Origin of the sequence: Parvularcula lutaonensis (assembly GCF_014651915.1) — a bacterium.
In the GTDB taxonomy this organism is placed as follows: domain Bacteria; phylum Pseudomonadota; class Alphaproteobacteria; order Caulobacterales; family Parvularculaceae; genus Parvularcula; species Parvularcula lutaonensis.
Map to the genome: position 1 here is coordinate 1,132,730 of NZ_BMXU01000001.1, position 23,882 is coordinate 1,156,611.

The window sequence follows — 23,882 nt, forward strand, 5'->3', positions numbered from 1 at the left end:
CGCAAGTTCACGGATCCGGCGTACACAACTCAAGGTAAGCAAAAGGTTAACAGCTTCCTTACCAATTCACCCGGAGGTTGCTGTTGGCCCGGTCCCCCCGCCAGCGAGCAGCAGCACCTCCTCGGGCAGGAGGGGGCGCAGGGTCCGCAGCACCTTGAAGAAGCGCTGCTCCGAGGCGTGACGCAAAGCGTGTGCGATCGGCGGTGGATGGCCCAGCGCCTCCCCCGCTTCCGTCAGCAGGCGAAGGAGAAGAGGCAGATCCGCACCGCCTTCGTCCTTGCCGAGCAGCAGGAGCTGCGCCGTGTAGTAGGCGCGGGTGAGCGGCGTTTGGACTTGGTCCGGGTGCAGCGCATCACTGAGGCGCAGCACCCCCGCCTGCTCGTCGCGCACCCTGATCTGGGCACGCTTTCCACCGTTCTGCAGCACGAGATCCCCAACCAGGAAGGTCTCCCAGGGGCGAAGATTCAGAATGAGACCGGTCATGGGTCAGGCGCCGAGAAGCTCGCGGCTGGGCGATGCCGGCGACCGCGGGGGCGCAGAATGCCTCAGCCCGGCAATGATGCTCTCGTTGATTTCAATCAAGCTGCGGAGCACATCAGGGTTCTTCGACGCCGCCTGTGTGTTGCGCTCGACAAAGCCCGCGATCGAAATCATCGACGCCTTGAGGTCGTTCGAACAGAGATTGTTCGGATTGGCCAGATCGCTGGCGAAGGTCATCCAGATCGCGCGGTTCCGCTGCAGGGCTTCGTGGAGCTGGGCGAGGCCAGCCACGTCGCTCGGGTCTGCCGCGCGCATCCGGGTCGTCACGCGCTCGAGCACCTCCCGCTCAAGGTCGCGGCCCGAAGCCGTTTCGCGTTGTACGACGCCGTATTCCATACGGTGCACCTTTCTTTGTCAGGCTAACGCCTGGGGGTAAATCTGGTTCAAAAAGGGTGCCGCCGGGGTGCACGATCAAAAAATCCCCGGCGGCTCAGAGGCTTACTGGAACAGCGCCAGCAGGGCCTGCGGTGCCTGGTTGGCGATCGCGAGAGCCTGGATATTGAGCTGCTGCTGAACCTGCAGCGCCTGCAGGCGGGCCGAGGCTTCCTCGAGATTGGCGTCGGTCAGGGACGAGATGCCGCTCTGGAGCGAGGAAACGAGGCTATCGATAAAGGTCGACTGGATGTCGATGCGGTTCTGGACCGAGCCAAAGGCCGCGGTGGCGTCGATCGCCGACTGGATCATGTCTTCAACATCCAGCAGGGCCTGATCGATGTCCGCGTCGACGGTGGTGTCGACGTCGATCGAGAACAGGCGGCCAAGATCACCGCCCGCAACGCCATCGTTGAACGAGTCACCTGCGAGCGCGACGGCCGTGGCTTCATTGTTGGTGATGTTGATGACCGCGTTCTGGGTCAGCGGATCGGTCCCGACGGTAAGGGTGAAGTCGACATCGGGCGAGGAACCCGGCGTCGTGGCTTCGAGAGCGGCGAACTGGACGCCGAATTCATCGACAAGTGCCTGGGCGACATCGTTCACGGTGTCACCCTCGCTGGCAATGTATTGCACCGTGGTCGACGCAATCGTCGCCTCGAAGCTGTAGCCGGCATTGATCGTTCCGGCGGTGAGCGTGAGGGTTTCCGTAGCACCCGCCGCGATGCTCGCCGACGATGCCGTGTTCAGGCCGGCACCCGCGGTGATCTGGGTCGTCCCGAAGACCCCCTCGACCTGACGCAGATCCGCGCGTGCCACGGAGATCTCCGCCGTCGTCACGTTGCCCGTCGAGTCGCGGTTGAACGACGACAGGACTTCAATATCCGCACCGCCTTTGAGAAGGTTCAGGCCGTTGAACTGCGCCGCATCGACGATCGAAGAGATCTGGTCCTTGAGGGCGACGATGTCCCGCTGGATCGCCGTGCGATCGACATTCTGTTCCTTGGCGGAAACGATTTCGGCTTTGATCTGGGTCAGGAGGTTGCTGACCTGCTCCGACGCCGCCCGCGCGACCTCGACGGTCGAGGTGCCGAGGTTGAGGCTGTTGGTGATCTGCTGGAAGCCCATCACATCAGAATTCATCACCGTGCTGATGGCCCAGACTGATGCGCTGTCCTTCGCGTTCGCGATGCGCTTGCCCGTCGAGATCTGGTCCTGAATCTTGAACAGGTTCTCGTTGACCTTGCTGAGGTTCATCAGGGCGACTTGGGCGCTCTGGTTGAAGTTAATCGAAGGCATTTGGTTCTCGTCTCACTGGTTGCCAGCGCGGATCCCTCGTCCCCGGGCCCACTGGCGGCCGCAACTTCCAGTTGCCTTGCCATCCTTAGGTTGTGAGCCTTAATAGCCCGTGAAGCCGGGAAGATTCAGTCGCAAATAACCGGGACTGGAAGGTCAGGGCAGCTCGCCCTCGGCGCCTCGGAGCTGTTGGTAAAGACGGTCCGCGAAGCGCGTGTCTGCAGCGGCGATATCCTCTGCAACCCGCTGCAGGACATGGTCTGTCAGGCTATCGAGCGTGTCGCTTCCGGTAGAGAATGCTTCGGCGAAACCTCCATGGCGCAGCAGCTGGGTGAACAAGGCCGCCTGCAGCTCTGTTGCCGATTTTCGGATCGGATCTGGCGAGACGGCAGCGACGTCGAGTGTGACCGGATTCATAAAGAGCTCCCCTTTAGATTGCCGTTCATGGTTTATGCGCGTAAAGGTTGTCGTAAGGTTTAGATGATATATGACAGTCATGCAGACACCCCCAAGCAGCACGCTTGCCAGCATGATCCCGGCGAGCACCGCCCAGAACACGGCAGTCAATCCGTCTACCGATGAAGCATCCTCCGCCTTCCACGGCCTTGTGGAAGGGGTGGTGATCGAACCACAACCCTTGGTCACGAAGAGCGCCCTCAACCTGACAGAGGCCAGTGCCGAGGTGATGCAGCGAGCACGGAGTCCGCTGACTGATGGACCTTCGTCGGCGCTTCTCGATCGGGTCCAGGTGCCCGGCCTTCGCCAAGCGGTCGATCATGCGGGGATACCCGCGCAGCTGACCGTGTCCGGCAGCGAAATGGTGCCTTCAACAGGAATGGCCGCACCGCGGAAAGTTTCGCCCATCGCCCATCATCTGCAACCGACGCCACCTGCGCAGCTTCCGGCCGGCATGTCGCCCGCCGCAACGGGCGGTGTGGATCATGCCGGTGAAGCATCCCGATCGCCGCTTGCCGCGCAGCCTGTCGCTTCTCGTCAGGCACCGGATGATGCAGGCGCTTCCCTTCTCAGGGCGCAGCGCCCTGAAACCTCCGTCGATGCAACAAAGAGAGCCGAGCAGTCGGTCAGGACCGAGGGCTCGGAACGGTTGGCGCGCGAAACCTCGCCACTGCCACTCGATGGCTTGAGCGGGGCACGGATAAATATTTCCGAGGCCATCGCAACCGAGCTCCCAAGGCCCATGGCGGGTCCCGTGAAGTCAGTCGTGGTCGAAACGGCTGCCGCTGGTCTTCCGCTGGACCTCGCCTCGTCCCATTCCCTGAAGCCTGGCGCAACGCAGCCGATGACCGAGGCTAGAATGCCGAGCCCGGTGACGGACCAGATCCGTACGGCAATCGAAGCCCGCGGTCCGCAGCAGCGAATCGAGGTCCAGCTCGATCCGCCGGAGCTCGGTCGTGTACAGATCGAATTTGAAGTCAGCCGTTCAGGCTCGCTCCGCGCCATCATCACGGCGTCAGAGATGGACACGGCGGATCTGCTTCGCCGCCACGGAGGCTCCTTCGCTGAGGACCTGCGCGACCAGGGCTTCGAGGACGTCGATCTTGCCTGGGGCGACGACCGCGAAAGTGACCCAGCCCCGTACGCCACGCCCCCGGATCTCCGCGCAGCCTCACCACAAATGACGGTGGGCCACGCGCGTCGCGACTCTGATGCCCTTCTCGACATCCAACTCTAGGAGAACTTCATGGATATTGCCGCTCTCAGCGCCAGCACGAGCACCGATCCCGCCATCGGCGGGGCGCGCACAGACCAGTCGCAGGAGATGAGCGAGTTCCTCCGCCTCCTGACGGCACAGATCGAGAACCAGGATCCGATGGAGCCGTTGGAGGCGAACCAGTTCATCGAGCAGCTCGCCACCATCAACGCACTGGAGCAACAGATCCAGACGAACGCCTATCTTGAACAGATGGTCGATCTGCTCCGCGATAGTAGCTAGATGATGCGCTTGCGGAGGAAGTCCTGGATGAGGACGTCCTCCACGGCCTCGGGATATAACGCCTCGACCGCGTCCCTGATGGTCGTCTTGATGAGGTCAGAGAGCGCCGGGTCCGTGATTCCCATGTCGAAGTGACCGTCATGGCTCAGGCCGATGAGCGCGGTCAGGATCCTGTCCCGCAACAGCGACTCGCTTTCTTGCGCCTCGAGCGCATCCTTCCCCTTCATCTCGATGTTGACGCGCAACACCACGACACTGACGGTCCGGTGATTTTCCGACACGGGGACCACGAAGGGACGGTTGAGTTTCACGGTCGAACTCACCGCGACTTTCTTCGATTTCGGCGCAGCCTCCGCATCGGTGGGCGCCGTTACTGCTGCCACCAAAGCGAGAGCGAGCGTCGCAGCAAATTTTCCGTACACCATAATATTCCTCCTTGCTTGATCCCGGTTAGAAGGGAACGATGAGGTCCAGCAGCCTGTTCCCGACGCCTTTGCGCCCAGTGGCCGAGATCGGGCCCCGGCCGACATAGCGGATGTCTGCCTCTGCGATCCGGTCGTGTTGCACCGTATTTTCGCGGGATATGTCTTCGGGGCGCACGATCCCGGCGACCATCAGCCTACGGACATCGCTGCCGACCTGGACCTGCTGGCGTCCCTCGATGATGAGGTCGCCATTTGGCAGACGGCCGGTGATCCTCGCGGCAAGGCGAAGGGTGATCCGGTCCTGCCGACGCAGGTTCCCCTGCCCACGCAGGCGCTCCTCGCTGACGAGATCGACGCCGGGGTTCAGGTTCGCGCCACCGGGAAGAGCATTGTCCGCCCACTGCGGAAGCCCCAGGGCTGCAGGCGACTCGAAGCGTCGCTCGTTCGTACGGTTGCGCTGGGTATCGTTGAGGATCTGCGCCTCGTCGTCGATCGACACGAGGACGGTCAGGAGATCACCGACCTCCCGTGCACGCCGGTTGCCGAAGAGGCTCTCGGGATCCTGGTTCCACAAGGAGGCATCCTGCGAGGGACGGTTCTCCAAGACAATCCTGTCCTCCGCAGGAAGAGGTTCGCGCGTGGCACACGCCGCGATGAGGAGGGTCGAGGCAAGAAAGAAGCGCTTCATCCATGCACCGCCACACGACCGGGAGCCGTCACGACACCCGAGACAGGCTTGCGCCTTCCGGGCAGCACGACCTCGACCGTGGTGCCGATCGTGCCATTGCTGAGGGACCGACCTTCGGTCCGCAAGGTCAGGGTACCGCGCTCGAAGACGACAATGACCGTCTGCTGGCGACTGACGGCAATCGGCTCACGCACATCGAAAGGCCTGACCCGCGCCCCCTCGAAGAGCGGACGGCGCGCTTCCTTCCCAATGAAGAAGGCGAGCGCCTCTTCCGCTCCGGTGAGATCTCCGGCCGTGATGACCTCCCCGCGAGCAATCGGGCGGGAGGCTTCCACCTCTCCAGCAGCTGCACCGACGAGGAGGAATGCGAGTCCTGCCAACAGCATCAACGGATCCTCGTCGTTGCGGCGAGCATTTCATCAGCAGCCGTCATGACCTTGGAGTTCAGCTCATAACCGCGCTGCGCCTCGATCAGGTCCGCGATCTCCGCCACCACGTCGACCGAGCTGTCCTCGAGGAACCCTTGGCGCATGAAACCGGCACCATCGAGCCCGGCAAATCCGCCCAGCGGCGGCCCGGACGCTTCGGTCTCGCGGAACAGGTTCCCGCCGAGGGCTTCTAGGCCCTGGTCGTTGGTGAAGGTCGTGATACCGATGATGCCGAGGTTCTGGGGCGGCGTGCCGTCTGCAAAGACGGCGAAGACCTCCCCGTCTGGGGTCACGCGGACGGACCTTGCGACCTCTGGGACCGCAATCCCGCCCGAGATGGGAAAGCCTTCGGCAGTCACAATCGTCCCGTCAGGCGAGAGCGAGAAACGACCGTCACGGGTATAAACGGTCTCGCCGGAAGGAAGTTCGACGTCGAAGAACCCGCGCCCCTCGATCGCGATGTCGAGATCGCCGCCCGTGGTCGTCAAAGACCCCTGCTGCTGCTCGGCCACAACGGAGGCGGTCCGCACGCCGATGCCAAGCTGGATGCCGCCCGGCACAATGGTTCCAGTCCGTGAGCTGAGCACCCCCGGCGTCACTTCCTGACGATAGAACAGGTCGGCGAAGGCCGCCCGGCGGGGCGCATAGGCCGTGGTCGACATGTTGGCGATGTTGTTGGCGATGGTGGAGACGCGCGTCTGTTGCGCGGCCATGCCAGTGGCGGCGATGTTGAGGGCGTTCATTCTCTCTCCTAGTTTCGTCCGAGGGCTTCGATGAGCGCCTGGATCCTTTCATGTTCATCCGTTTGCAGAGCAGCACCTGCTTCATAGAGGCGCTGGGTCTCGATCAGCCGCGCCATCTCCTCAACGGGAGAAACGTTCGAGCTTTCGAGGAAGCCCTGGCGGACGCGCGGTGTATCTTCGAAGCGCAGGGCCCCGGTCGTGCGCCAGAGATTGTCGCCCGCACGGACAAGGTCCTCCGCTTCAGCAGAAAGGACGCCAATCTGGGCAACCCCGAACCCGTCGGCGGTGATCGTTCCATCGGGGCCCACTGAGATCTCCGACGTGTTCGGAGGAAGCGTGACGGGAGCGCCGCCTTCGTCGAGGACGGGATCACCCATCGGCGTGACAAGATTGCCTTCATTGTCGAGCATGAAATGCCCCGCGCGAGTCAGCAGCACGTCGCCGTCTCGCCCGACACCGAACCAGCCGGCCCCTTCGATGGCGAGATCGAGGGCGCCGCCGGTCTTCCGCATCGTGCCCGTGGAAAGGTCGGTATAGTGCCCGCGCAGAGAGCCCATCGACGCGGAAGCCTGTTCAGGCAGTTCACGGACAAACTCGGCGAAGACAGCAGCCTCCCGGCGGAAGCCATCCGTGGAAGCGTTCGCGATATTGTTCGCGATCACCGAGAGCTCCTGCAGGAGCCCCGACTGGCGCGTGAGGCTGACGGAAATGGCGTCGGTCATGGGTCAGGCGGCTTTCTTCATGGAACGAATTGCATCGTCGAGTTCGAGGAAGCTCGGCCGCACCTTGTCCGGGGCGTTGCGCCTGCCGACCTCCACGCACATCACGGCGGGGTGCTGGTGCAGCCAGTGGACGAGGACTTCGCGGATCAGCCCGTAGAAGGCCTGCTCTTCCTCCCTGAGCTGCTTAATACGCTCCGCCCACGGACCGACGATCCCATAGGCGAGGAAGACGCCGAGGAAGGTGCCGACCAGCGCCGAGCCGATCATCTGGCCGAGGATCTCCGGCGGCTTGTCAATTGAAGCCATGGTCTTGATGACGCCGAGAACGGCCGCGACGATCCCCAGGGCTGGCAGCGCGTCGGCCATGCGGCCCAGCGCATGGGCGCCGTGCAGGCTGTCTTCTTTCATCTGCAAAAGCTGCTTTTCGAGCATCTCTTCGACCTGGAAGGCATTGTCGAAGTTCATGATCATCGAGCGCATGGTGTCGCAGATGATCTCGATGGCATGCTTGTCCTTCGCGATGTTGGGATATTCTTGGAAGATCGGAGAGTTACCGGGATCTTCGATCGCCTTTTCGAGCTCCGTTGGATCCTTTGCGCCGAGGTTGAGCAGCGTGTGGAGCAGGCACAGGAGATCCTGGTAATCCTTCTTCCCGAACCTCGGTCCACTGATGAGTGCCTTCATGTCGGCACCCGTGTGCTTGATCACCGCCATGTTGTTGCCGGCGATGAAGGCGCCCATCGCGGCGCCACCTATGATCATCATCTCGAACGGCAGCGCCGCGATGATGATACCGAGTTTCCCTCCGGCGAGCGCGTAGCCGCCGAAGACCATGATGAGCGTGAGGAGAACACCGAGGAGCGCAACCATGCCCTTCCGATACTCCACCATTGGTTGCCGAACGCTTAACGAAACCTTTTTTTGCTCGCCCCTGGCGCGTGCCGCGCGCTCCACTCCCGGGGCTCTGCAGGTCCTTCCCGGATCACCAACCTGTGACAGGCTGTCTCAGTCTCGTGAGCGCTTTGTGATGTTTGCGCCACAACTCGCAAAAAGCCTGATGTGAAATCGTCTGTGTGCAATGCGAAATTGCAGTATCTGCCTTGTTTTCGCCCTGCGGCTCACCTCCTTGATAGGCCAACAACACTATAAGCAAGGGAGACCAACGCTCGTGACATTATCCACTAGACTTCGGCTTTGCCTTTCCGCCTCCATGATCGCTGGCATCGCCTCCGCTCCGGCCCTGGCCCAGGACGAAGAGGACCGGGGCTCCATCAGTGACCTGACCGACGTCATCACGGTGACGGCGACCAAGAGCGCGGACCCCGAGGACGTGCAGGACGTCCCGGTTGCCGTGACGGCGTTCAACAGCGGCACGCTCGATGCCCTCAATGTTCGCGACCTCGAAGACCTGACCTTCTCCGCCCCGAACGTCTCGCTCGACGACATCGGCACGGCACGCGGCCAGGCCAATTTCTCGATCCGCGGCCTCGGCGTGAACTCGTCCATCGGCTCGATCGACCCAGCGGTCGGTGTCTTCGTGGACGGCGTCTATATGGGCATCAATTCGGGGATCGTGTTCGATCTCTTCGATCTTGAATCGATCGAACTTGTCCGGGGTCCTCAAGGCATCCTCTTCGGTCGCAACACGACGGGCGGCGCCGTGCTCGTCAACACCGGCAATCCGACCGATGAGTTCGAGGGCCGGATAAGCTACATCTATGAAACGCCGATCGACGACGACCGCGGCGGTGCGAACCACTACATCATGGGCACGGTTTCAGGTCCGATCGTCGAGGGCAAGCTCAACGGCAAGTTCGGTGCCTTCTACAACGACGACAAGGGCTACTTCCAGAACCAGCTCGATGGCGGCAACCTCGGTGCGGCGGATACCAAGATCCTCCGCGGTGCGCTGGAATGGATGCCGACCGACAACCTCTCTTTCCTCGCTAAGGCTGAGCTGTTCGATAGCTTGTCCGACGGTCCGGTAGCCCAGAACCGGGGCATTTTCGAACGTGACAGCTTCGATGTCTCGATCGACGAGGTCGGGTTTGCCGATGTCGAGGCCCAGACACTTTCGCTGCGCACGGACTGGGAGCTTGATTTCGGCACACTGACGAATATCACCGGCTACCGGAACTTCACCCAGAACACCCTCGGCGATATCGACTCGACGCCAGCGTTCCTCTTCCACTCGGACACCCAGACCGAGCAGGAGCAGATTTCGAACGAGTTGCGCTACGCTGGCACATGGGGCGCCTTCGATGTGAAAGCTGGACTCTTCTACTTCCACCAGGACATCGGTGTGAACGAGAACCGGGACCTTCCCTTCCTGCCGCCGCCGCTTGGCAATACCACCTTCACCGGTGGCGGGGTCCAGGACCAGGACGTGTACGGCGTGTTCACGCAAGTCGACTGGAATGCGACCGACGCGCTGAAACTCACCGGTGGCCTGCGCTTCTCCTATGAGGAAAAGGATGTCGCCATCGCCTATGTCATCCCGCGTATCCCACCCTGCGATGTCCTCGCCGGCACCTGCCCGACCAACGACATCCTCAGCACGGGCTTCGAGGATGATGACGCCTGGCAGAACCTGTCGCCGAAGCTCGGCTTCCAGTGGATGCCGTCAGGGGATGCGCAGGTTTATGGCTCATGGACCCGCGCCTTCCGTTCCGGCGGCTACAATTTCCGCATCACGGACCCGAGGGCTTTCATCAACCAAGTGATCACGCAGACCGAGATCGCCACGGATGAAGAGCAGGTCGACAGCTTCGAGCTTGGCACCAAGCTCCAGGGCCTCGAAGGCCGCGGCCAGCTCAACGCCGCCGTGTTCTTCACCCAGATCGCGGACATGCAGCGTGAGGTGAACCTGTCCGACCCGACCGCAGGTGTCTCGCAGCTGATTACCAACACTGCGGACGCGGACATCTTCGGCATCGAGCTCGAGGGCCAGTACCTCCTGACCGATAGCCTGCTCGTGATGGGCAATTTCGGCTGGATCGATGCTGAGTACACGGATGTTCGTTTTGACCTCAACGGGGACGGTCTCGTCACCGACGCGGACGAAAGTCTCGCCATCCCTCGCGTGCCGGAATTCACCTATGGCGCAACGCTGGTCTGGGAAGTCCCGGCGGGTGACATGGGCGACTTCACAACGCGTATCGGCTACCAGCACCGTGACGAGTTTGCGTACACGGACAACAACTTCGGCTGGATCCAGGAAGCCGACATGCTGGAGTTCAACGTGACGTGGGAAACCCCGCGTGAGGGCCTGACGTTGTCCTTCTTTGGCGAGAACCTTCTCGACACCGTTCAGGCAGGCGGCGACACCCAGATCCCGTTCGGTGGGCCCCTGTCCGACGGAACCAACGAGCCGTTCGGCCAGTATCCCGCCGCCGGAACGCTGTCACCGCTCAAGAAGGGTCGGCTGCTTGGCTTCCAGGCAACGCTCGAATTCTGATCCGCAAGAATCTTCTGAATGCAGAAGGGCGGCCTGCGGGCCGCCCTTTTTCATTCCGTAGACGTCCATTCGAAGGGGACGTTCTGGTAGATTTCATGCACCCAGTTGGTGAAGAACAGGTGCCCATAGGGCTTCCAGCTATGAAGCGGCATCTGTGACGGATCGTCACCGGGAAAATAGCCTGCGGGGAGTGAAGGCTCCTCCCCGCGTTCGAGATCGCGCTTGTATTCCTCGCGCAGTGTCGCACGGTCATATTCGAGGTGATTGAGAATGTAGAGCCGCCGCTTCGCGGGTTCCTCGATCAAGCCGATGCCGGTTTCTTCCGAGCTGAGCAGCACGTCGAAAGCATCGTTCCCTTCGACGGCTGCGGCGTCAATCGTCGTCCAGCGAGACACCGGCATTGGAACCTCCGCGCCAAGCCCGGTGAGGTAAGGCGAGCCGGTCTTATGGTTCGTGTGCTGATAGACGCCGAAAGCTTTTCTCTCGAGCCGGGTCCGGTCGATACCGTGAAAGTAATGCATCGCCGCCATCGCACCCCAGCAGACGAAGACAGGGGCAAAGACGTGGTCTTCGGTCCAGTCGAGAAGCGCGGTCAGCTCGGCCCAGTAGGTCACCTCTTCAAAAGGCACCATGCCGAGGGGCGCGCCGGTCACGATGAAGCCGTCGAAGCGCTCCTCCTTCAACTCCTCCCAGTCGCGATAGAAGGCATCGAGATGTGCAGCTGACCGCTCCGTCGGCTGATGGGATTTCAGGCGAACGAGGCTGAGCTCGATCTGCAGGGGCGAGCCACCGAGGAGGCGCGCGAACTGCGTCTCCGTCTCTGGCCTGTTCGGCATCAGGTTGAGAAGCCCGATCCTGAGCGGGCGAATGTCCTGCCGGATAGCCGTTGAGCGGCTCATCACGCGCACGCCCTCCCCTTCAAGAATAGGGCGGGCAGGCAGGTTGTCAGGAATACGGATCGGCATCGGCAGGAATTAGGGTCGCGAGCAGCCAAGGTCCAGCATTCCATGCGCTCTCGTCGTCCAGTTGCAGCTGTGACGAGACATCCACCGGAGGCATCCAAGCACTGGGAAAGTCTCAACCAAGGCCACCCCTTACCTTTTTAGAAATTTTACGCGCCGCTCCTAGTGGCGCCGCCCCAAGTTGAAGGAATTCACGATGGCAGACATGAAAACTCGGCTGGTGGCCAAGGTCGTGACTACGGTCATGCTTGCCATCTGGGCCGGACTAGCCCCCGCCCATGCAGGTTCGAGCGACTTCCAGGTCCTCGCCCGCATGCTTCACTTCATTGAAGGCGTCCCCGATGGCGAGCGCACCGTCGGCGTGGTCATCGATCCCGCTGTCCCTGGCGCCGTTACCGCTGCCGAGGAACTCAAAGCCGCGTTCGGCACAGGCAAGACCTTCGAGAACATCACCCTGACCGCGAAAGCCATTTCGCCGAGCGAAATCGGCAGCGTGGACATCGTCTTCGTTCCCGAGGGCCTCAGCAAGCACCACGCCATGATCTCTGCCGAAGCACAAAAGAAGGGTGCCCTGACGATCACGAATGACCCGGCCTGCGTGGAAAGCCAGGACTGCGTCATCAGTGTGCGCCGACGTGCACGGACGGAAATCCTATGGAGCCGCGGCGCGGCCCAACGCGCTTCCGTCGGTCTCGGCGAAACCCTCAAGGCGCTCGTCGAAGAGCGTCCGTAACCTTCCGCGCGCACCCTCGATTTTGGAGAGACCCATGAAGATTCGCGCCTTTCTCGCGACCTCGACCCTTCTGTGCGCGGCTGGCAAGGCCTCGGCGCAGACCATCGACTACGGCTCGATCGAAATGCTGTTCGGCGAACCCGTGACCACCAGCGCCACCGGTTCGGCCAAGCGCCTGTCCGAAGCACCCGCGACGATGGAGATCATCACCGCTGACGAGATTCGCAGCTCCGGCGAGACCGACCTGCCTGGGATTCTCTCGCGGGTCAGCGGCATCTCGACCCAGCGCTTCTCGCGGAACTCGGCCGACGTCGCCGTCCGCGGCTACAACCGCAGCTTCACCCCGCGGCTCCTCGTTCTCGTGAACGGTCGCCAGGTCTATCTCGACACCTATGGCTATACCCAATGGGACCTGATCCCGGTGCAGCTCCAGGAGATCCGTCAGATCGAAATCGTCAAAGGTCCGAACACCGCACTGTTCGGTTTCAACGCTGTCGGCGGCGTGGTCAACATCATCACCTTTGATCCGACCTATGACGAACTCGGCACCGCCAGCCTGCGGGTGGACCAGGAAGGCGGCTTCCAGGGCTCCCTCGTGAAGAGCCTCAAGCTCGGCGAGCGGCTTTCGGCCCGCGGCTCGATCGGCGGCTACCAGCTCGACGATTTCGACAATCCAGTCTTCGCGACCGATCCGGTGATCGCCGATGCGGACCCGGAGCGCTTCGCCGCCAGCGCTGACATCCGCTACCGGCTTGCCGACAAAACGATCCTCGGCTTCGAAGCGACCCGTTCGGAAGTGACGACCTATGAGCGCACGGCCATTCCGACCGTCGACCAGGCCGCCGACTATGAGACGTCGAGCTACCGCGCGACCTTCGACAGCGAAGGGGCATGGGGCCTTTTCTCATTCTCCGCCTATCAGAACCGGTCGGAGCGGACCTTCCGCTCACCCCTGGGCAATAGTCCGGCGCTCGCGGCCGAACTCATGGTCGTCAAGGCCCAGAACGTCTTCAAGCCGCTGCCCGCGCACACCCTGCGCGTTGCAGCGGAATACCGCGATAGCAGTCTCGAGCTTGAAGGCGATATTCCTTCCCCGACGATTTCGCTGACCGCGTTCGACCTCAGCTACGACGTGGTGTCGGGCGCGGCGATGTGGAACTGGCAGGCGTCCAGCCGCGTCTCCACGACATTGGCGGCACGGCTCGACCGGCTTGAGTGGACGACCGAGGACGTGACCGAGCCGAGCTACAACGCCGCCGTGGTCGTCCAGGCAACCGACACCACCATGATGCGCTTCCAGGCGTCCCGCGGTCTCCAGATCCCGAGCCTCTTCGACATCCAGTTCGCCAACAGTCTCGAGCCGGCCATCGTCGACAATTATGCCGTCGACCTCGACCACCGGATCGACGCCATGGGGGGCGGCATCAAGGCTTCGGTCTTCTACCAGCAGAACGAGGACCTGCGGCAGGTCGTGGTCAACCCGGTGCTCTTCACCATCGCCTCGACCCAGGTCGCCGATTCCGATCTCTTCGGCATCGAACTCGCCGCCGATGGCCGGGCCGGCCCGGTCAGGTGGGACGCTTCGTACACCTACCTTTCGGTTGAGGACGACCCCACCCCGGTTGCCCAGCTCACCCCGATCGGCGACTTCAACTTCGAGGGCCTGACCCCGGAGCACGAAGCCAAGGCGCAAGCGACCTATGAAGCCGATCGCCTCGAACTGGGCGGCGCGGTCCGCTATGTCTCGGAACGCGAGTTCCTCGATCCCTTCAACATCGCAGGCGGCGGCCTGTCCGAACTCGACAGCTATATTGCCCTCGACCTCCGCGCCGCCTACGACGTCACGGAGCGCGTGGCCCTCGCCTTCGAAGGCCAGGACCTCACCAATGACGGCGACACCCAGGTCCCCGGCGGCACCATCGAGACCCGCGCCTGGGTCTCGCTGACCGTGAATTTCTAGGACACGGTGGGAGACTGTGTGAGAGGCGGCCCGTGGGCCGCCTTTCGTTGTCCTGGGGACGATCAAAGCCCTTGCCGCGGGTGGTTTCTTGCGGTAGCGGCCCCGAACTCCGCTGGACGGCGCCCTGGCGGAGGAATTGTCCACATGGCGCACGGAGACTGACGAGATGTCGATTACGGCTGACCGCAAGGAAGAGCTGCTGAAGGAATACGCGACCAAGGAAGGCGACACCGGTTCGCCCGAAGTGCAGGTCGCCCTCCTCACCGAGCGGATCAACAACCTCACCGAGCACTTCAAAGAGCACAAGAAGGACAACCACTCGCGTCGTGGCCTTCTGAAAATGGTTTCGCACCGCCGCAACCTGCTCGACTACGTGAAGCGCAAGGACGAGGAGCGCTATCAAAACCTCATCAACCGTCTTGGGCTACGTCGCTAACAGGGCGGGCGTTGCGACAAGGGATAGCTGCCGATGGATTCGACGGATCAGATCGGCAGCGGTCCCAAGGTCGCTTACCTCCTGAACACCTATCCCGTCCCCTCGGGCACGTTCATCCGGCGAGAGATTGCCGCGCTTGAGGGGCTGGGGCTGCCAGTCACCCGCTACGCCGTCAGGCCCTGGGATGACCAGCTGGTCGACCCGCAGGACCAGGCCGAGCGTGACAAGACCCACTACATCCTGAACCAAGGCGCTGTCGCGATCCTGAAGGCGAGCCTCGGCACGGCCCTGCGCGCGCCGGTTCGCTTCCTGAAAGCCCTGGGCGCGACAGGCACCCTGGCGAAGGGCCGCGGCCTGCGCGCCTTCGCCTACCTTGCCGAGGCCTGCTACCTCCGGGAGCGGACGAAAACTGACGGCATCACGCATGTTCACGCGCATTTCGGCACCAATGCGGCCGCCGTCGCGATGCTATGCCACCTCCTCGGCGGCCCACGCTACAGCTTTACCGTCCACGGGCCGGACGAGCTGCACGAGGCCCCGCTCAACGCCTTCGAGATCAAGATCGCGCATGCCGATTTCGTGGCGGCGATCACGGACTTCGCCCGCGCCGAACTCCTGCGCATTGGCGGCTATCAGTATGCCGACAAGATCGATGTGATCCCCTGCGGCCTCGATCTCGGCGATTTCGGCGCCCAGGCCACGGCGCCGGAGAAGCCACATTTCGTCTGCGTCGGAAGGCTATGCCCTCAGAAGGCGCAGCGCCTGATCCCCGAGGCTGTCGCCCCGATCGCTAAAGACCACCCTGACCTGCATATCGAGCTGATCGGCGACGGAGACGACCGGCCCCTGATCGAAGCGGCCATCAAGCGGCATGGTCTCGAGCGCAACATCACGCTCACAGGCTGGGCGGACAACAAGAAGGTCCGTGAGCGGATTCTTGCCAGCCGCGCCCTCCTCCTGCCGAGCTTCGCCGAGGGGCTGCCCATTGTCATCATGGAAGCCTTCGCTCTCCGCCGTCCTGTGATCTCGACCTATATCGCCGGCATACCGGAGCTTCTCGATAGCCAGTGCGGCTGGATCGTGCCCGCAGGCTCGGTGACGAAGCTGCGCCGAGCGATTGAAGAGGCCATTATCGCAAGCCCGAAATCCATCGAAGCGATGGGCCGGGAGGGGCGGGCCCGAATCGAGGCCCGTCACCAGGTCCAGCAGGCGGCTCGTCGCCTGGCCGAGCACTTTCAGCGACCGGTTTCCTGAAGCCCGTATCGGATGAGCAATCACTCACCGGACGACGACGGATAGCCCACAGCCCAAGATCCCGGCCGTCCTGTAGCAGGCAGAGGATACAGGACGGCCGGGCCATGCACGTGGCGGGACAAGGCAGAACCCGCCACACACCGCTGGCCGTCGCCTGCGGTCGCAAGGTCGGAACCCGGAGGGTCCCAGAGCAAGATGGTGCAGAATCCGTGCAGGGCCAGCCGGGCCCTGCACCTCCCAAATGGAGGCCACACCATCTTCCCGATATGCAGATCCCAGGGAAGTTCTGACGGTTTACACCGAAGCCAGCCCGAATTTCTCTCGGCGGAACTGCATGGACGCGCTCCTGTCACCGGAACAGGTCTATTGCAACCGCTGGTTTTCAGAAAGCCTCTCTACCGCCCTAGATTGTGCACAACTCGGGTTATCTAGGCTTCGTGCTCCACACCACGGTCGCCCCGCTGAGAAAGATCACGGCGCGCCGGACGCTGGCGTTGCGTTCCGTAGCGCTTCCCGCCATGAGCGTCCCACGCGCATTCCAAGCGACGGCAAAGACTGCCCTGGCAATCCGGTCAGGGTCGAAAGACAGAAACGAAAAGTATGTTCAACATCACCAGGAAAACCATGACGTGGGCCGGCCGTGAGCTGACCCTCGAATCGGGCCGCATTGCCCGCCAGGCTGACGGCGCCGTGCTCGTCACCTATGGCGAAACCACCGTCCTCGCGACGGTCGTCGGCCGACGCGAGGCAAAACCCGGTCAGGATTTCTTCCCGCTGACGGTCAACTACCAGGAAAAAGGCTACGCAGCCGGTCGCATTCCGGGCGGCTTCTTCAAGCGCGAAGGCCGTCCCACCGAGAAAGAGACGCTGACCTCGCGCCTCATCGACCGTCCGATCCGCCCGCTCTTCGCTCCGGGCTTCAAGAACGAAGTCCAAGTCGTCCTCACCGTGATGAGCCACGACCTCGAGAACGACCCTGATATCGTCGCGATGATCGGCGCCTCGGCTGCGCTTACCATCTCCGGCATCCCGTTCATGGGTCCGATCGGTGCGGCACGCATCGGCTACAAGGACGGCGAGTACCTCGTGAACCCGACCATCGCGGATCTCGAAGGCTCCGAGCTCGATCTCGTCATGGCCGGTACCCAGGACGCCGTGATGATGGTGGAATCGGAGGCCAAGGAGCTGTCCGAGGACGTCATGCTGGGCGCCGTGATGGAAGGCCACAAGGCTTCGCGTGAAGTCATCGACCTCATCATCAACTTCGCCGAAGAATGCGCCAAGGAGCCGTGGGATTACACCCCGCCGGACTACTCCGACATCATGCCGCGCGTCCGCGCCGAGGCCGAAGCGGGCCTGCGCGAGGCCTATGCCCTGACCGACAAGCAAGAGCGCTACACCAAGGTTGGTGAGGTCAAGGCCGCTGCGAAGGAGAAACTCGCCGGTGAAGACGCCGAGGATCCGATCGACGAAGTGGTCCTCGGCAGCCTCCTCAAGGAGCTCGAATCCGAGATCGTTCGTGGCCAGATCATCGAGACCGGCAGCCGTATCGATGGCCGGACCACGACGGAAATCCGCCCGATCGTCGGCGAAGTCGGCATCCTGCCGCGCACGCACGGTTCGGCCCTCTTCACCCGCGGCGAAACCCAGTCGATCGTCGTGGCGACCCTTGGAACCGCAGACGACGAGCAGTTCATCGACGCCCTCGAAGGGACGTACAAAGAGAACTTCCTACTGCACTACAACTTCCCGCCCTACTCGGTCGGTGAGACGGGTCGCATGGGCTCGCCGGGCCGCCGCGAAATCGGTCACGGCAAGCTGGCATGGCGCGCTGTTCGCGCTGTCCTTCCGAGCCAGGACGAGTTCCCTTACGTGATCCGGCTCGTTTCGGAGATCACCGAGTCCAACGGTTCGTCGTCGATGGCGACGGTCTGCGGCTCGTCGCTCGCGATGATGGACGCAGGCGTGCCGATCAAGCGCGCCGTGGCCGGTATCGCCATGGGCCTGATCCTCGAAGGCGACAAGCATGCCGTTCTCTCGGACATCCTCGGCGACGAAGACCATCTCGGCGACATGGACTTCAAGGTTGCCGGCACGTCCGAAGGCGTCACCTCGCTGCAGATGGACATCAAGGTCGCGGGCATCACCGAAGACATCATGAAGACCGCTCTTGGCCAGGCCAAGGACGGACGGATGCACATCCTCGGCGAGATGAACAAGGCGCTGGGCGAGAGCCGCTCTGACCTCGGCGAATTCGCGCCGCGCATCGAAACGATGACCATCCCCAAAGAGAAGATCCGTGAAGTGATCGGTTCTGGCGGCAAGGTCATTCGTGAGATTGTCGAGACCACCGGTGCCAAGGTGAACATCGACGACGACGGCGTCATCAAGATCGCCTCCTCCGACAAGTCGCAAATCGACGCCGCTGTCAAATGGATCAAGTCGATCACCGACGAGCCGGAAGTCGGGGAAATCTACCAGGGCAAGGTCGTCAAGACGATGGACTTCGGTGCATTCGTCAACTTCTTCGGTGCCCGCGACGGCCTCGTCCATATCTCCCAGCTTGCGGACAAGCGCGTCGAGAAGACCACCGATGTCGTCAAGGAAGGCGACACGGTTTGGGTCAAGCTCCTCGGCTTCGACGACCGCGGCAAGACGAAGCTCTCGATGAAGGTTGTCGATCAGGAAACCGGCAAGGAAATCGAGAAGAAGGACGACTAATTCGTCCGCTCTTTGAACACATCAGGGCGTCCGGAGCGATCCGGGCGCCTTTTTTCTTGCCCCGATAGGATGCGCTCGATGAACACGGTCCTCAGAAGGCTGGCCTTCCTCGCCATGCCCATCGCCGCCTCCGGCCTCCTCGGTACTGAAACCCAGCTGACGGAGCTCATCCGCAGCCTGTGGAACCTGATGATCCTGCCGATCGTCGCCTTCGCGGGAATTCTCGCATGGCGCGGCGAATGGCTGACGGCGGGCGCCCTCGGCGTGACGGCGACGGCCCTCTTCGCTCTCGTGGTCCCCCACTTCCGCGATGCTCCGCCCCCGGACGGGAGGGCCGATGTCAGAATCGTGTTCGCCAACATCCTCTATAGGCAGGTCGTACTCGACAGGACGGCAGAGTGGGCGCTGGCGGAAGGCGCGGATGTCCTCGTCATCGCGGAAATGCCGCGGGGGCCAATGCCGGTCATGCCGCCCGGCTGGACTCCGATGCCGCAGCGCTGCCTCCCCTCCCATATTTTCGTCTTCGTCCGTGAGGGAACCGTCAATTGCCGTGCGATTGGCGACAGTCGCCGGCCGGGGCTGCTATTTGACGCGCCAGCAAACCTCCAGGTCATCGGCCTGCACACCACCGTTCCGTTCAAAGTGAATGGCCTTGCCCGGAGAAAGCGCGAGCTTGCCGGGGTTGCTCATACAGCCCCGGAAGGTCCGCTGCTCCTCATCGGTGACTTCAATATCGTTCCTTGGTCGGACGACTTTGAACTTATGTCGTCGAGAGGCTTCACGCGCCTGCCGATAGGCGCTCAGTCCACGTGGCTGTCAAGCTCGCCAGCACTCGGCCTGCCAATCGACCACGCGCTCGTCCGGGGAGACCTGGAGGCCTCTGCCCGGCCTGGACCGTGGATGGGCTCTGACCACCGTCCCCTTTTCGTCCAGATCAGCTTGCTCGACTAGAGCCGCCCTCTTTCCACTTTAAAGTGCGCACTCAAATCCTTACATGAAGCTCATGAAGTCAGGGAGGGACCCATGGATATTCAGTTGATCGTGTTGGCAGTAGTCGTCGTCTTGGCGCTGCTGCTCGTCAAATCCGTCATCGTCATCGTGCCGCAGGGCTACAACTACACGGTCGAGAATTTCGGCCGGTACACGAAGACTCTCACCTCGGGCCTGCATATTCTCGTCCCGTTCATCCAACGGGTGGGGCGAAAGATGAACATGATGGAGCAGGTGATCGATATTCCGGGTCAGGAAGTCATCACGCGCGACAACGCCATGGTCACCGCGGATGCCGTGGCCTTCATCCAGGTCATGGACGCTCCGAAAGCGGCCTATGAGGTCAACAATCTCATCAACGCCATCACAAATCTCAGCATGACGAATATCCGTTCCGTGATCGGTAATCTTGAGCTGGACGAGGTCCTGTCAAACCGTGACGAGATCAATTCGCGCCTCCTGATGGTCATCGACGCCGCCACCAACCCTTGGGGCGTCAAGGTCACCCGCGTCGAGATCAAGGACCTCCTGCCCCCCGCGGACATCACCGAGGCCATGGCCCGCCAGATGAAGGCGGAGCGTCTCAAGCGCGCGGAGATCCTGCAAGCGGACGGTGACAAGCAGTCGGCGATCCTCCGTGCGGAGGGCGAGAAACAGTCCGCGATCCTCGAAGCCGAGGGCCGCAAACAGGCCGCCTTCGCTGATGCCGAGGCGCGGGAGCGCGAGGCTGAAGCCGAGGCCAATGCGACCAAGATGGTCTCCGAATCCATTGCCGAGGGCGATATCCAGGCCATCAACTACTTCATCGCGCAGAAATACGTCGAGGCCTTCGAGAGCCTCGCCACAGCACCGAACCAGAAATTCGTCCTTTTGCCGACGGAGCTGACCAATCTCGCCGGGACGGTTGGGGGAATCGGTGCCCTTCTCGGCCAGAAAGACAGCGCGCCGAAAGGCCCGTGGACGAACAACCACGGCAAGGACGACGAAGCGAGGACCTGAGTGATGGAGCTTCTTCTCGACCCGCCTTTCTGGGCCTGGTTCGTCCTTGCGGGGATCCTGCTGATCCTCGAGCTGATGACCGGAACGTTCTACCTCCTCTGGCCTGCTGCGGCGGCGGGCCTGACGGGTCTCGCCACCCGCGCGCCGTTCACGCCGTCGGGCGCAGGGGAATGGCTCCTGTTCGCTGTGCTGACGGTTGTGCTGACCCTCGCCGCCCGAGCGATGGGCCTTAAACGGCGGCCTTCCCCTGATGACACACGGCCCTTCAACCGCGCCGATAGCCGGGTCGGCCAGCACGCCCGCGCCATCGCTGCCTTCGAAGCCGGGCGTGGCCGGGTCCGGCTTGGCGACACGGATTGGCAGGCCCGTTCCCCGGTCCCCGTTGCGGCAGGAGATGACGTCGTCATCACAGACGTCGATGGCTCCGTCCTGGTCGTCGCGCCAGCAGGGACGCAAACGCAGTAGCCCGGTGAACCATCGGCAGGCTCGCCGTGTTCCATCACATATCTGCCCTCAAGCAGCACGGAAACAAACGAGTACGTAGATGGAAGTCGGTATCATCACTGCCATCATTGTCGGCGGCCTCGCCGGCTGGATCGCGGAAAAACTCATGAAGTCCGATATGGGCCTGCTCGCCAATATCGGCCTTGGTATCGTTGGCGCGCTGTTCGCCAACATCCTGCTGGGTCTGATCGGTTTCTCGCTCGGCGGCGTGCTGGGCTACCTGATCGCAGGCATTCTTGGTGCCTGCCTGATCATCTTCATCGCGCGGAAAGTGCGTAAGCCTTCAGCTTGAGCGGTTGCCTTTCCGGGTGTGAAGCCGCGGCCATCGCCGCGGCTTTTTTTCATTGCGGCCGGTCCACAGCATGAGCCTTCAGGTCTGAAAGCGCGACCCTGTCCAGCGCCCTCTCATGGCACGCGGCCAGCACAACTCCGGGGGCTCGACCCGCCTGCCGCGCCTCCTCCCATCGGCCGGCACAGACGCACCAGCGGTCTCCAGGCTTCAGCCCCGGGAATCCCCATTCGGGCCGCGGGGTCGAGAGGTCATTGCCCTTTTGTCGGGTGAAGGAAAGGAAGGCCTCATCCACGACCGCGCAGACCGTATGGCTGCCTCTATCCTGCCGTCCTGTTTCGCAGAAGCCGGTGCGCGTGAAGCCGGTCATCGGGTTACAACCACAGACCTGAAGCTCCCCACCCAGAACATTCTTTGCCATTCAGTCCTCCAGCCGTTTGTAGAACTCCCGCGCCGACGCACGCAGCGAGAGCTTCTCGCTTTTGTCCTTTTCGTCGAGGTTCCGCATCACCATCCCCATCCGGTGGTTGGCGCGCAGCTTGTCCTCGTTCCGCATGATGAAGTCCCAATAGAGATAATTGAACGGACAGGCCTCTTTCCCGGTCCGTTCACGGACATTGTACCTGCAACTCGAGCAGTAGTTCGACATCCGGTTGATATAGGCACCGCTCGCGGCATAGGGCTTTGAACCCAGAACGCCGCCATCGGCCCAGATGGCCATTCCGTGGACGTTGGGCAATTCCACCCACTCATAGGCGTCGGCGTAGACGATCAGGTACCATTCATTGATCGCATCCGGGTGCACACCAAGCAGCAGTGCCAGATTGCCCGTCACCATCAGCCGCTGGATATGATGCGCATAGGCGTGATCGCGCGTGTTGCGCACGGCCTCGGCCACGCAATGCATATCTGTCTCGCCGGTCCAATAGAAATCCGGTAGCGGACGATCGGCATCAAGGGCGTTCTGTTCTTTATATTCTGGCATTTTCAGCCAGTAGATGCCGCGAACATATTCGCGCCATCCGATGATCTGGCGGATGAAGCCCTCTGCCGCATTGAGCGGGGCGTGACCCTCTTTATACGCCTCTTCCACGGCATCGCAGACTTCCAGCGGCTCAAGCAGTCCCGCATTGAGATAGGCGGAGATCAGGCCGTGATTGAGGAAATCCTCCCCTGTCGCCATTGCGTCCTGATAGTCACCGAACCCCGGCAGGCAATGCTCGATAAAGAAATCGAGGCGCTTGAGCGCCCCGTCGCGGGTCGTCTGGTAGCGGAACTGATCGAGTGTCCCGAAGTGGTCGCCAAAGCGGTCGTCGACGAGCTTCATCACCTCACAGACGGTTTCGCTGTCATTGATCGGCGGTGGCGGTGGCGGCTCATAGCCCTTGGGCAGCTTCTTCCGGTTCTCCTGGTCGTAGTTCCACTCGCCTCCCTCAGGCTTGTCGCCATCCATCAGAAGGCCCGTTTTCTTTCGCATCTCGCGATAGAAATACTCCATACGGAGCGTCTTGCGCTCATCTGCCCACGCCCTGAACTCAGGAAGCGAGCAGACGAAGCGGTCATCGCCCTTGATCGTGACGGGCCGGTTCAGCTTCCGCCCCCAGCTCTCCATGTCCTGCGCCAGCCGGTATTCACCGCAGGCGGTGCAGACCAGCTCGTCCACATCCTCATCGCTGAACGCGCGCTGCACCTCGCCGAAGAGCGAGCCCTGATTGTCCTCGTCGTCGAGCTTCACATAGCGGACGGTGTAGCCGTCATTGCGCAGGCCCTGGGCGAACTCCCGCATCGCTGCGAACAGGAACACGATCTTCTGCTTGTGATGGCGGACATAGGTCGCCTCCTTCATCACCTCGGCCATCAGGATCACATCCTGCGCAGGGTCCGCACCGCGCAGGGCGGCGACGTTGCGAGAAAGCTGGTCAGCGAGAACGAGACGCAAGGCGGGCACGGCATTCCTCCGGTAGGAACTGCCATTTGGCGCGATTTCCGGTTTTGCCGAGGCGGCGAAGCGGCGCGGCCTGTGCTACAAGTCCCCGATCCAGTCGGGAGGGCACGCCTTGGACAGCCAGATCATGTTCATCCTTGTCGCCGCCGCGATCGTCATCGCCGGCACCTTCATCCTGCGCTCGCTCGCCAGCGGCGTGATCAAGGTCGTGGGCCTGATGATCGTCGCCTTTCTCGGTCGCCGGGCCGATCTCGGCGCCACGGGCATGGGCTGGATCGAGGGGCAGGACGTAACCGTTATCGTGGCGGCGGCGCTTTTCGGTTGGGTTTCGGGGATCGTGCTTGGGGCGTTCGTGTTCAAGAGCGACGGCTTCGGTCGCCACTTCTTTATCCCGATCATCGCTGTCGGGCTGACTTACCTGGCTGCGATCTTCATCGAGCTTTAAGGAGCTGTCATCCCGGAAA

26 protein-coding genes are annotated in these 23,882 nt (G+C 62.4%); 13 read left to right on the forward strand and 13 right to left on the reverse strand.

All coding sequences use genetic code 11. From position 1 onward, the window contains the following. Positions 1-66: 66 nt before the first annotated feature. From IE053_RS05415 to IE053_RS05430, 4 genes are all read right to left on the reverse strand, one after another. Positions 67-483, reverse strand: coding sequence for a flagellar biosynthesis repressor FlbT (locus IE053_RS05415; protein ID WP_189572957.1), 417 nt, complete (start codon positions 481-483; stop codon positions 67-69). A gap of 3 nt (positions 484-486) precedes the next feature. After that, positions 487-876 carry a flagellar biosynthesis regulator FlaF gene (gene flaF / locus IE053_RS05420; protein WP_189572960.1) on the reverse strand — a complete coding sequence of 130 codons (390 nt, stop codon included), beginning with the start codon at positions 874-876 and terminating at the stop codon, positions 487-489. A 102-nt stretch (positions 877-978) separates the two neighbouring features. Beyond that, the gene (locus IE053_RS05425) at positions 979-2,211 is read right to left on the reverse strand and encodes a flagellin N-terminal helical domain-containing protein (RefSeq protein WP_189572963.1); all 1,233 of its coding nucleotides are present in this window, start codon (positions 2,209-2,211) and stop codon (positions 979-981) included. A 153-nt stretch (positions 2,212-2,364) separates the two neighbouring features. Further along, on the reverse strand, positions 2,365-2,625 hold the full coding sequence (locus tag IE053_RS05430; protein ID WP_189572966.1) for a hypothetical protein: 261 nt from the start codon (positions 2,623-2,625) through the stop codon (positions 2,365-2,367). 79 nt (positions 2,626-2,704) lie between these two features. Here IE053_RS05430 and IE053_RS05435 point away from each other — a divergent pair, with 79 nt between their 5' ends. Both IE053_RS05435 and IE053_RS05440 read left to right on the forward strand, forming a co-directional pair. Continuing rightward, positions 2,705-3,901 carry a flagellar hook-length control protein FliK gene (locus IE053_RS05435; protein WP_189572969.1) on the forward strand — a complete coding sequence of 399 codons (1,197 nt, stop codon included), beginning with the start codon at positions 2,705-2,707 and terminating at the stop codon, positions 3,899-3,901. Positions 3,902-3,910: 9 nt separating this feature from the next. Continuing rightward, positions 3,911-4,162 carry a flagellar hook assembly protein FlgD gene (locus IE053_RS05440; RefSeq protein WP_189572972.1) on the forward strand — a complete coding sequence of 84 codons (252 nt, stop codon included), beginning with the start codon at positions 3,911-3,913 and terminating at the stop codon, positions 4,160-4,162. On the opposite strand, the gene IE053_RS05445 is transcribed toward IE053_RS05440, so the two are convergent. The 6 genes from IE053_RS05445 to motA are packed head-to-tail and all read right to left on the reverse strand — an operon-like array spanning position 4,159 to position 8,038. Then, on the reverse strand, positions 4,159-4,587 hold the full coding sequence (locus tag IE053_RS05445) for a flagellar basal body-associated FliL family protein (protein ID WP_189572974.1): 429 nt from the start codon (positions 4,585-4,587) through the stop codon (positions 4,159-4,161). The genes IE053_RS05440 and IE053_RS05445 overlap by 4 nt on opposite strands. 25 nt (positions 4,588-4,612) lie before the next feature. Further along, positions 4,613-5,275 (reverse strand): flagellar basal body L-ring protein FlgH, encoded by a 663-nt coding sequence (locus IE053_RS05450; protein ID WP_189572977.1) that lies wholly within the window; start codon positions 5,273-5,275, stop codon positions 4,613-4,615. After that, positions 5,272-5,661, reverse strand: coding sequence for a flagellar basal body P-ring formation chaperone FlgA (gene flgA / locus IE053_RS05455; RefSeq protein ID WP_189572980.1), 390 nt, complete (start codon positions 5,659-5,661; stop codon positions 5,272-5,274). The genes IE053_RS05450 and flgA overlap by 4 nt, the downstream gene beginning before the upstream one ends. Further along, positions 5,661-6,446: a flagellar basal-body rod protein FlgG gene (flgG, locus tag IE053_RS05460; RefSeq protein WP_189572983.1), complete on the reverse strand. Its 786-nt coding sequence runs from the start codon at positions 6,444-6,446 to the stop codon at positions 5,661-5,663. Before flgG ends, flgA begins: the two co-directional genes overlap by 1 nt. 8 nt (positions 6,447-6,454) lie before the next feature. Then, positions 6,455-7,168 (reverse strand): flagellar basal-body rod protein FlgF, encoded by a 714-nt coding sequence (gene flgF, locus IE053_RS05465; protein WP_189572986.1) that lies wholly within the window; start codon positions 7,166-7,168, stop codon positions 6,455-6,457. Between the two features lie 3 nt (positions 7,169-7,171). Continuing rightward, positions 7,172-8,038: a flagellar motor stator protein MotA gene (gene motA / locus IE053_RS05470; protein WP_189572989.1), complete on the reverse strand. Its 867-nt coding sequence runs from the start codon at positions 8,036-8,038 to the stop codon at positions 7,172-7,174. A 340-nt stretch (positions 8,039-8,378) separates the two neighbouring features. Here motA and IE053_RS05475 point away from each other — a divergent pair, with 340 nt between their 5' ends. Then, on the forward strand, positions 8,379-10,625 hold the full coding sequence (locus tag IE053_RS05475; protein WP_189572992.1) for a TonB-dependent receptor: 2,247 nt from the start codon (positions 8,379-8,381) through the stop codon (positions 10,623-10,625). A 50-nt stretch (positions 10,626-10,675) separates the two neighbouring features. On the opposite strand, the gene IE053_RS05480 is transcribed toward IE053_RS05475, so the two are convergent. Beyond that, entirely contained in the window at positions 10,676-11,590 is a 915-nt protein-coding gene (locus IE053_RS05480) for a homoserine O-succinyltransferase (RefSeq protein ID WP_189572995.1), read from the reverse strand. Between the two features lie 193 nt (positions 11,591-11,783). Between IE053_RS05480 and IE053_RS05485 the strand changes: the two genes are divergently transcribed. From IE053_RS05485 to IE053_RS05525, 9 genes are all read left to right on the forward strand, one after another. Continuing rightward, the gene (locus IE053_RS05485) at positions 11,784-12,320 is read left to right on the forward strand and encodes a YfiR family protein (RefSeq protein WP_189572998.1); all 537 of its coding nucleotides are present in this window, start codon (positions 11,784-11,786) and stop codon (positions 12,318-12,320) included. A 34-nt stretch (positions 12,321-12,354) separates the two neighbouring features. Continuing rightward, positions 12,355-14,280 (forward strand): TonB-dependent receptor plug domain-containing protein, encoded by a 1,926-nt coding sequence (locus tag IE053_RS05490; RefSeq protein WP_189573001.1) that lies wholly within the window; start codon positions 12,355-12,357, stop codon positions 14,278-14,280. Between the two features lie 166 nt (positions 14,281-14,446). Then, positions 14,447-14,716 carry a 30S ribosomal protein S15 gene (gene rpsO, locus IE053_RS05495; protein ID WP_189573015.1) on the forward strand — a complete coding sequence of 90 codons (270 nt, stop codon included), beginning with the start codon at positions 14,447-14,449 and terminating at the stop codon, positions 14,714-14,716. A gap of 33 nt (positions 14,717-14,749) precedes the next feature. Then, the gene (locus IE053_RS05500; RefSeq protein ID WP_189573018.1) at positions 14,750-15,970 is read left to right on the forward strand and encodes a glycosyltransferase; all 1,221 of its coding nucleotides are present in this window, start codon (positions 14,750-14,752) and stop codon (positions 15,968-15,970) included. Positions 15,971-16,570: 600 nt separating this feature from the next. Continuing rightward, entirely contained in the window at positions 16,571-18,691 is a 2,121-nt protein-coding gene (pnp, locus tag IE053_RS05505) for a polyribonucleotide nucleotidyltransferase (RefSeq protein ID WP_189573021.1), read from the forward strand. A 78-nt stretch (positions 18,692-18,769) separates the two neighbouring features. After that, positions 18,770-19,642: an endonuclease/exonuclease/phosphatase family protein gene (locus IE053_RS05510; protein WP_189573024.1), complete on the forward strand. Its 873-nt coding sequence runs from the start codon at positions 18,770-18,772 to the stop codon at positions 19,640-19,642. Between the two features lie 72 nt (positions 19,643-19,714). Next, positions 19,715-20,680 (forward strand): SPFH domain-containing protein, encoded by a 966-nt coding sequence (locus IE053_RS05515; RefSeq protein WP_189573028.1) that lies wholly within the window; start codon positions 19,715-19,717, stop codon positions 20,678-20,680. A gap of 3 nt (positions 20,681-20,683) precedes the next feature. Beyond that, complete coding sequence (locus tag IE053_RS05520) at positions 20,684-21,145, forward strand: NfeD family protein (protein WP_189573030.1); 462 nt, start codon at positions 20,684-20,686, stop codon at positions 21,143-21,145. Positions 21,146-21,224: 79 nt separating this feature from the next. Next, entirely contained in the window at positions 21,225-21,476 is a 252-nt protein-coding gene (locus IE053_RS05525; RefSeq protein ID WP_189573033.1) for a GlsB/YeaQ/YmgE family stress response membrane protein, read from the forward strand. Positions 21,477-21,525: 49 nt separating this feature from the next. Here IE053_RS05525 and IE053_RS05530 read toward each other — a convergent pair whose 3' ends face one another. Beyond that, positions 21,526-21,894: a DUF2237 family protein gene (locus tag IE053_RS05530; RefSeq protein ID WP_189573036.1), complete on the reverse strand. Its 369-nt coding sequence runs from the start codon at positions 21,892-21,894 to the stop codon at positions 21,526-21,528. After that, on the reverse strand, positions 21,895-23,421 hold the full coding sequence (locus IE053_RS05535) for a cryptochrome/photolyase family protein (protein WP_189573039.1): 1,527 nt from the start codon (positions 23,419-23,421) through the stop codon (positions 21,895-21,897). Between the two features lie 109 nt (positions 23,422-23,530). Between IE053_RS05535 and IE053_RS05540 the strand changes: the two genes are divergently transcribed. Continuing rightward, on the forward strand, positions 23,531-23,863 hold the full coding sequence (locus tag IE053_RS05540; RefSeq protein WP_189573042.1) for a hypothetical protein: 333 nt from the start codon (positions 23,531-23,533) through the stop codon (positions 23,861-23,863). The last annotated feature ends 19 nt before the right edge of the window (positions 23,864-23,882 follow it).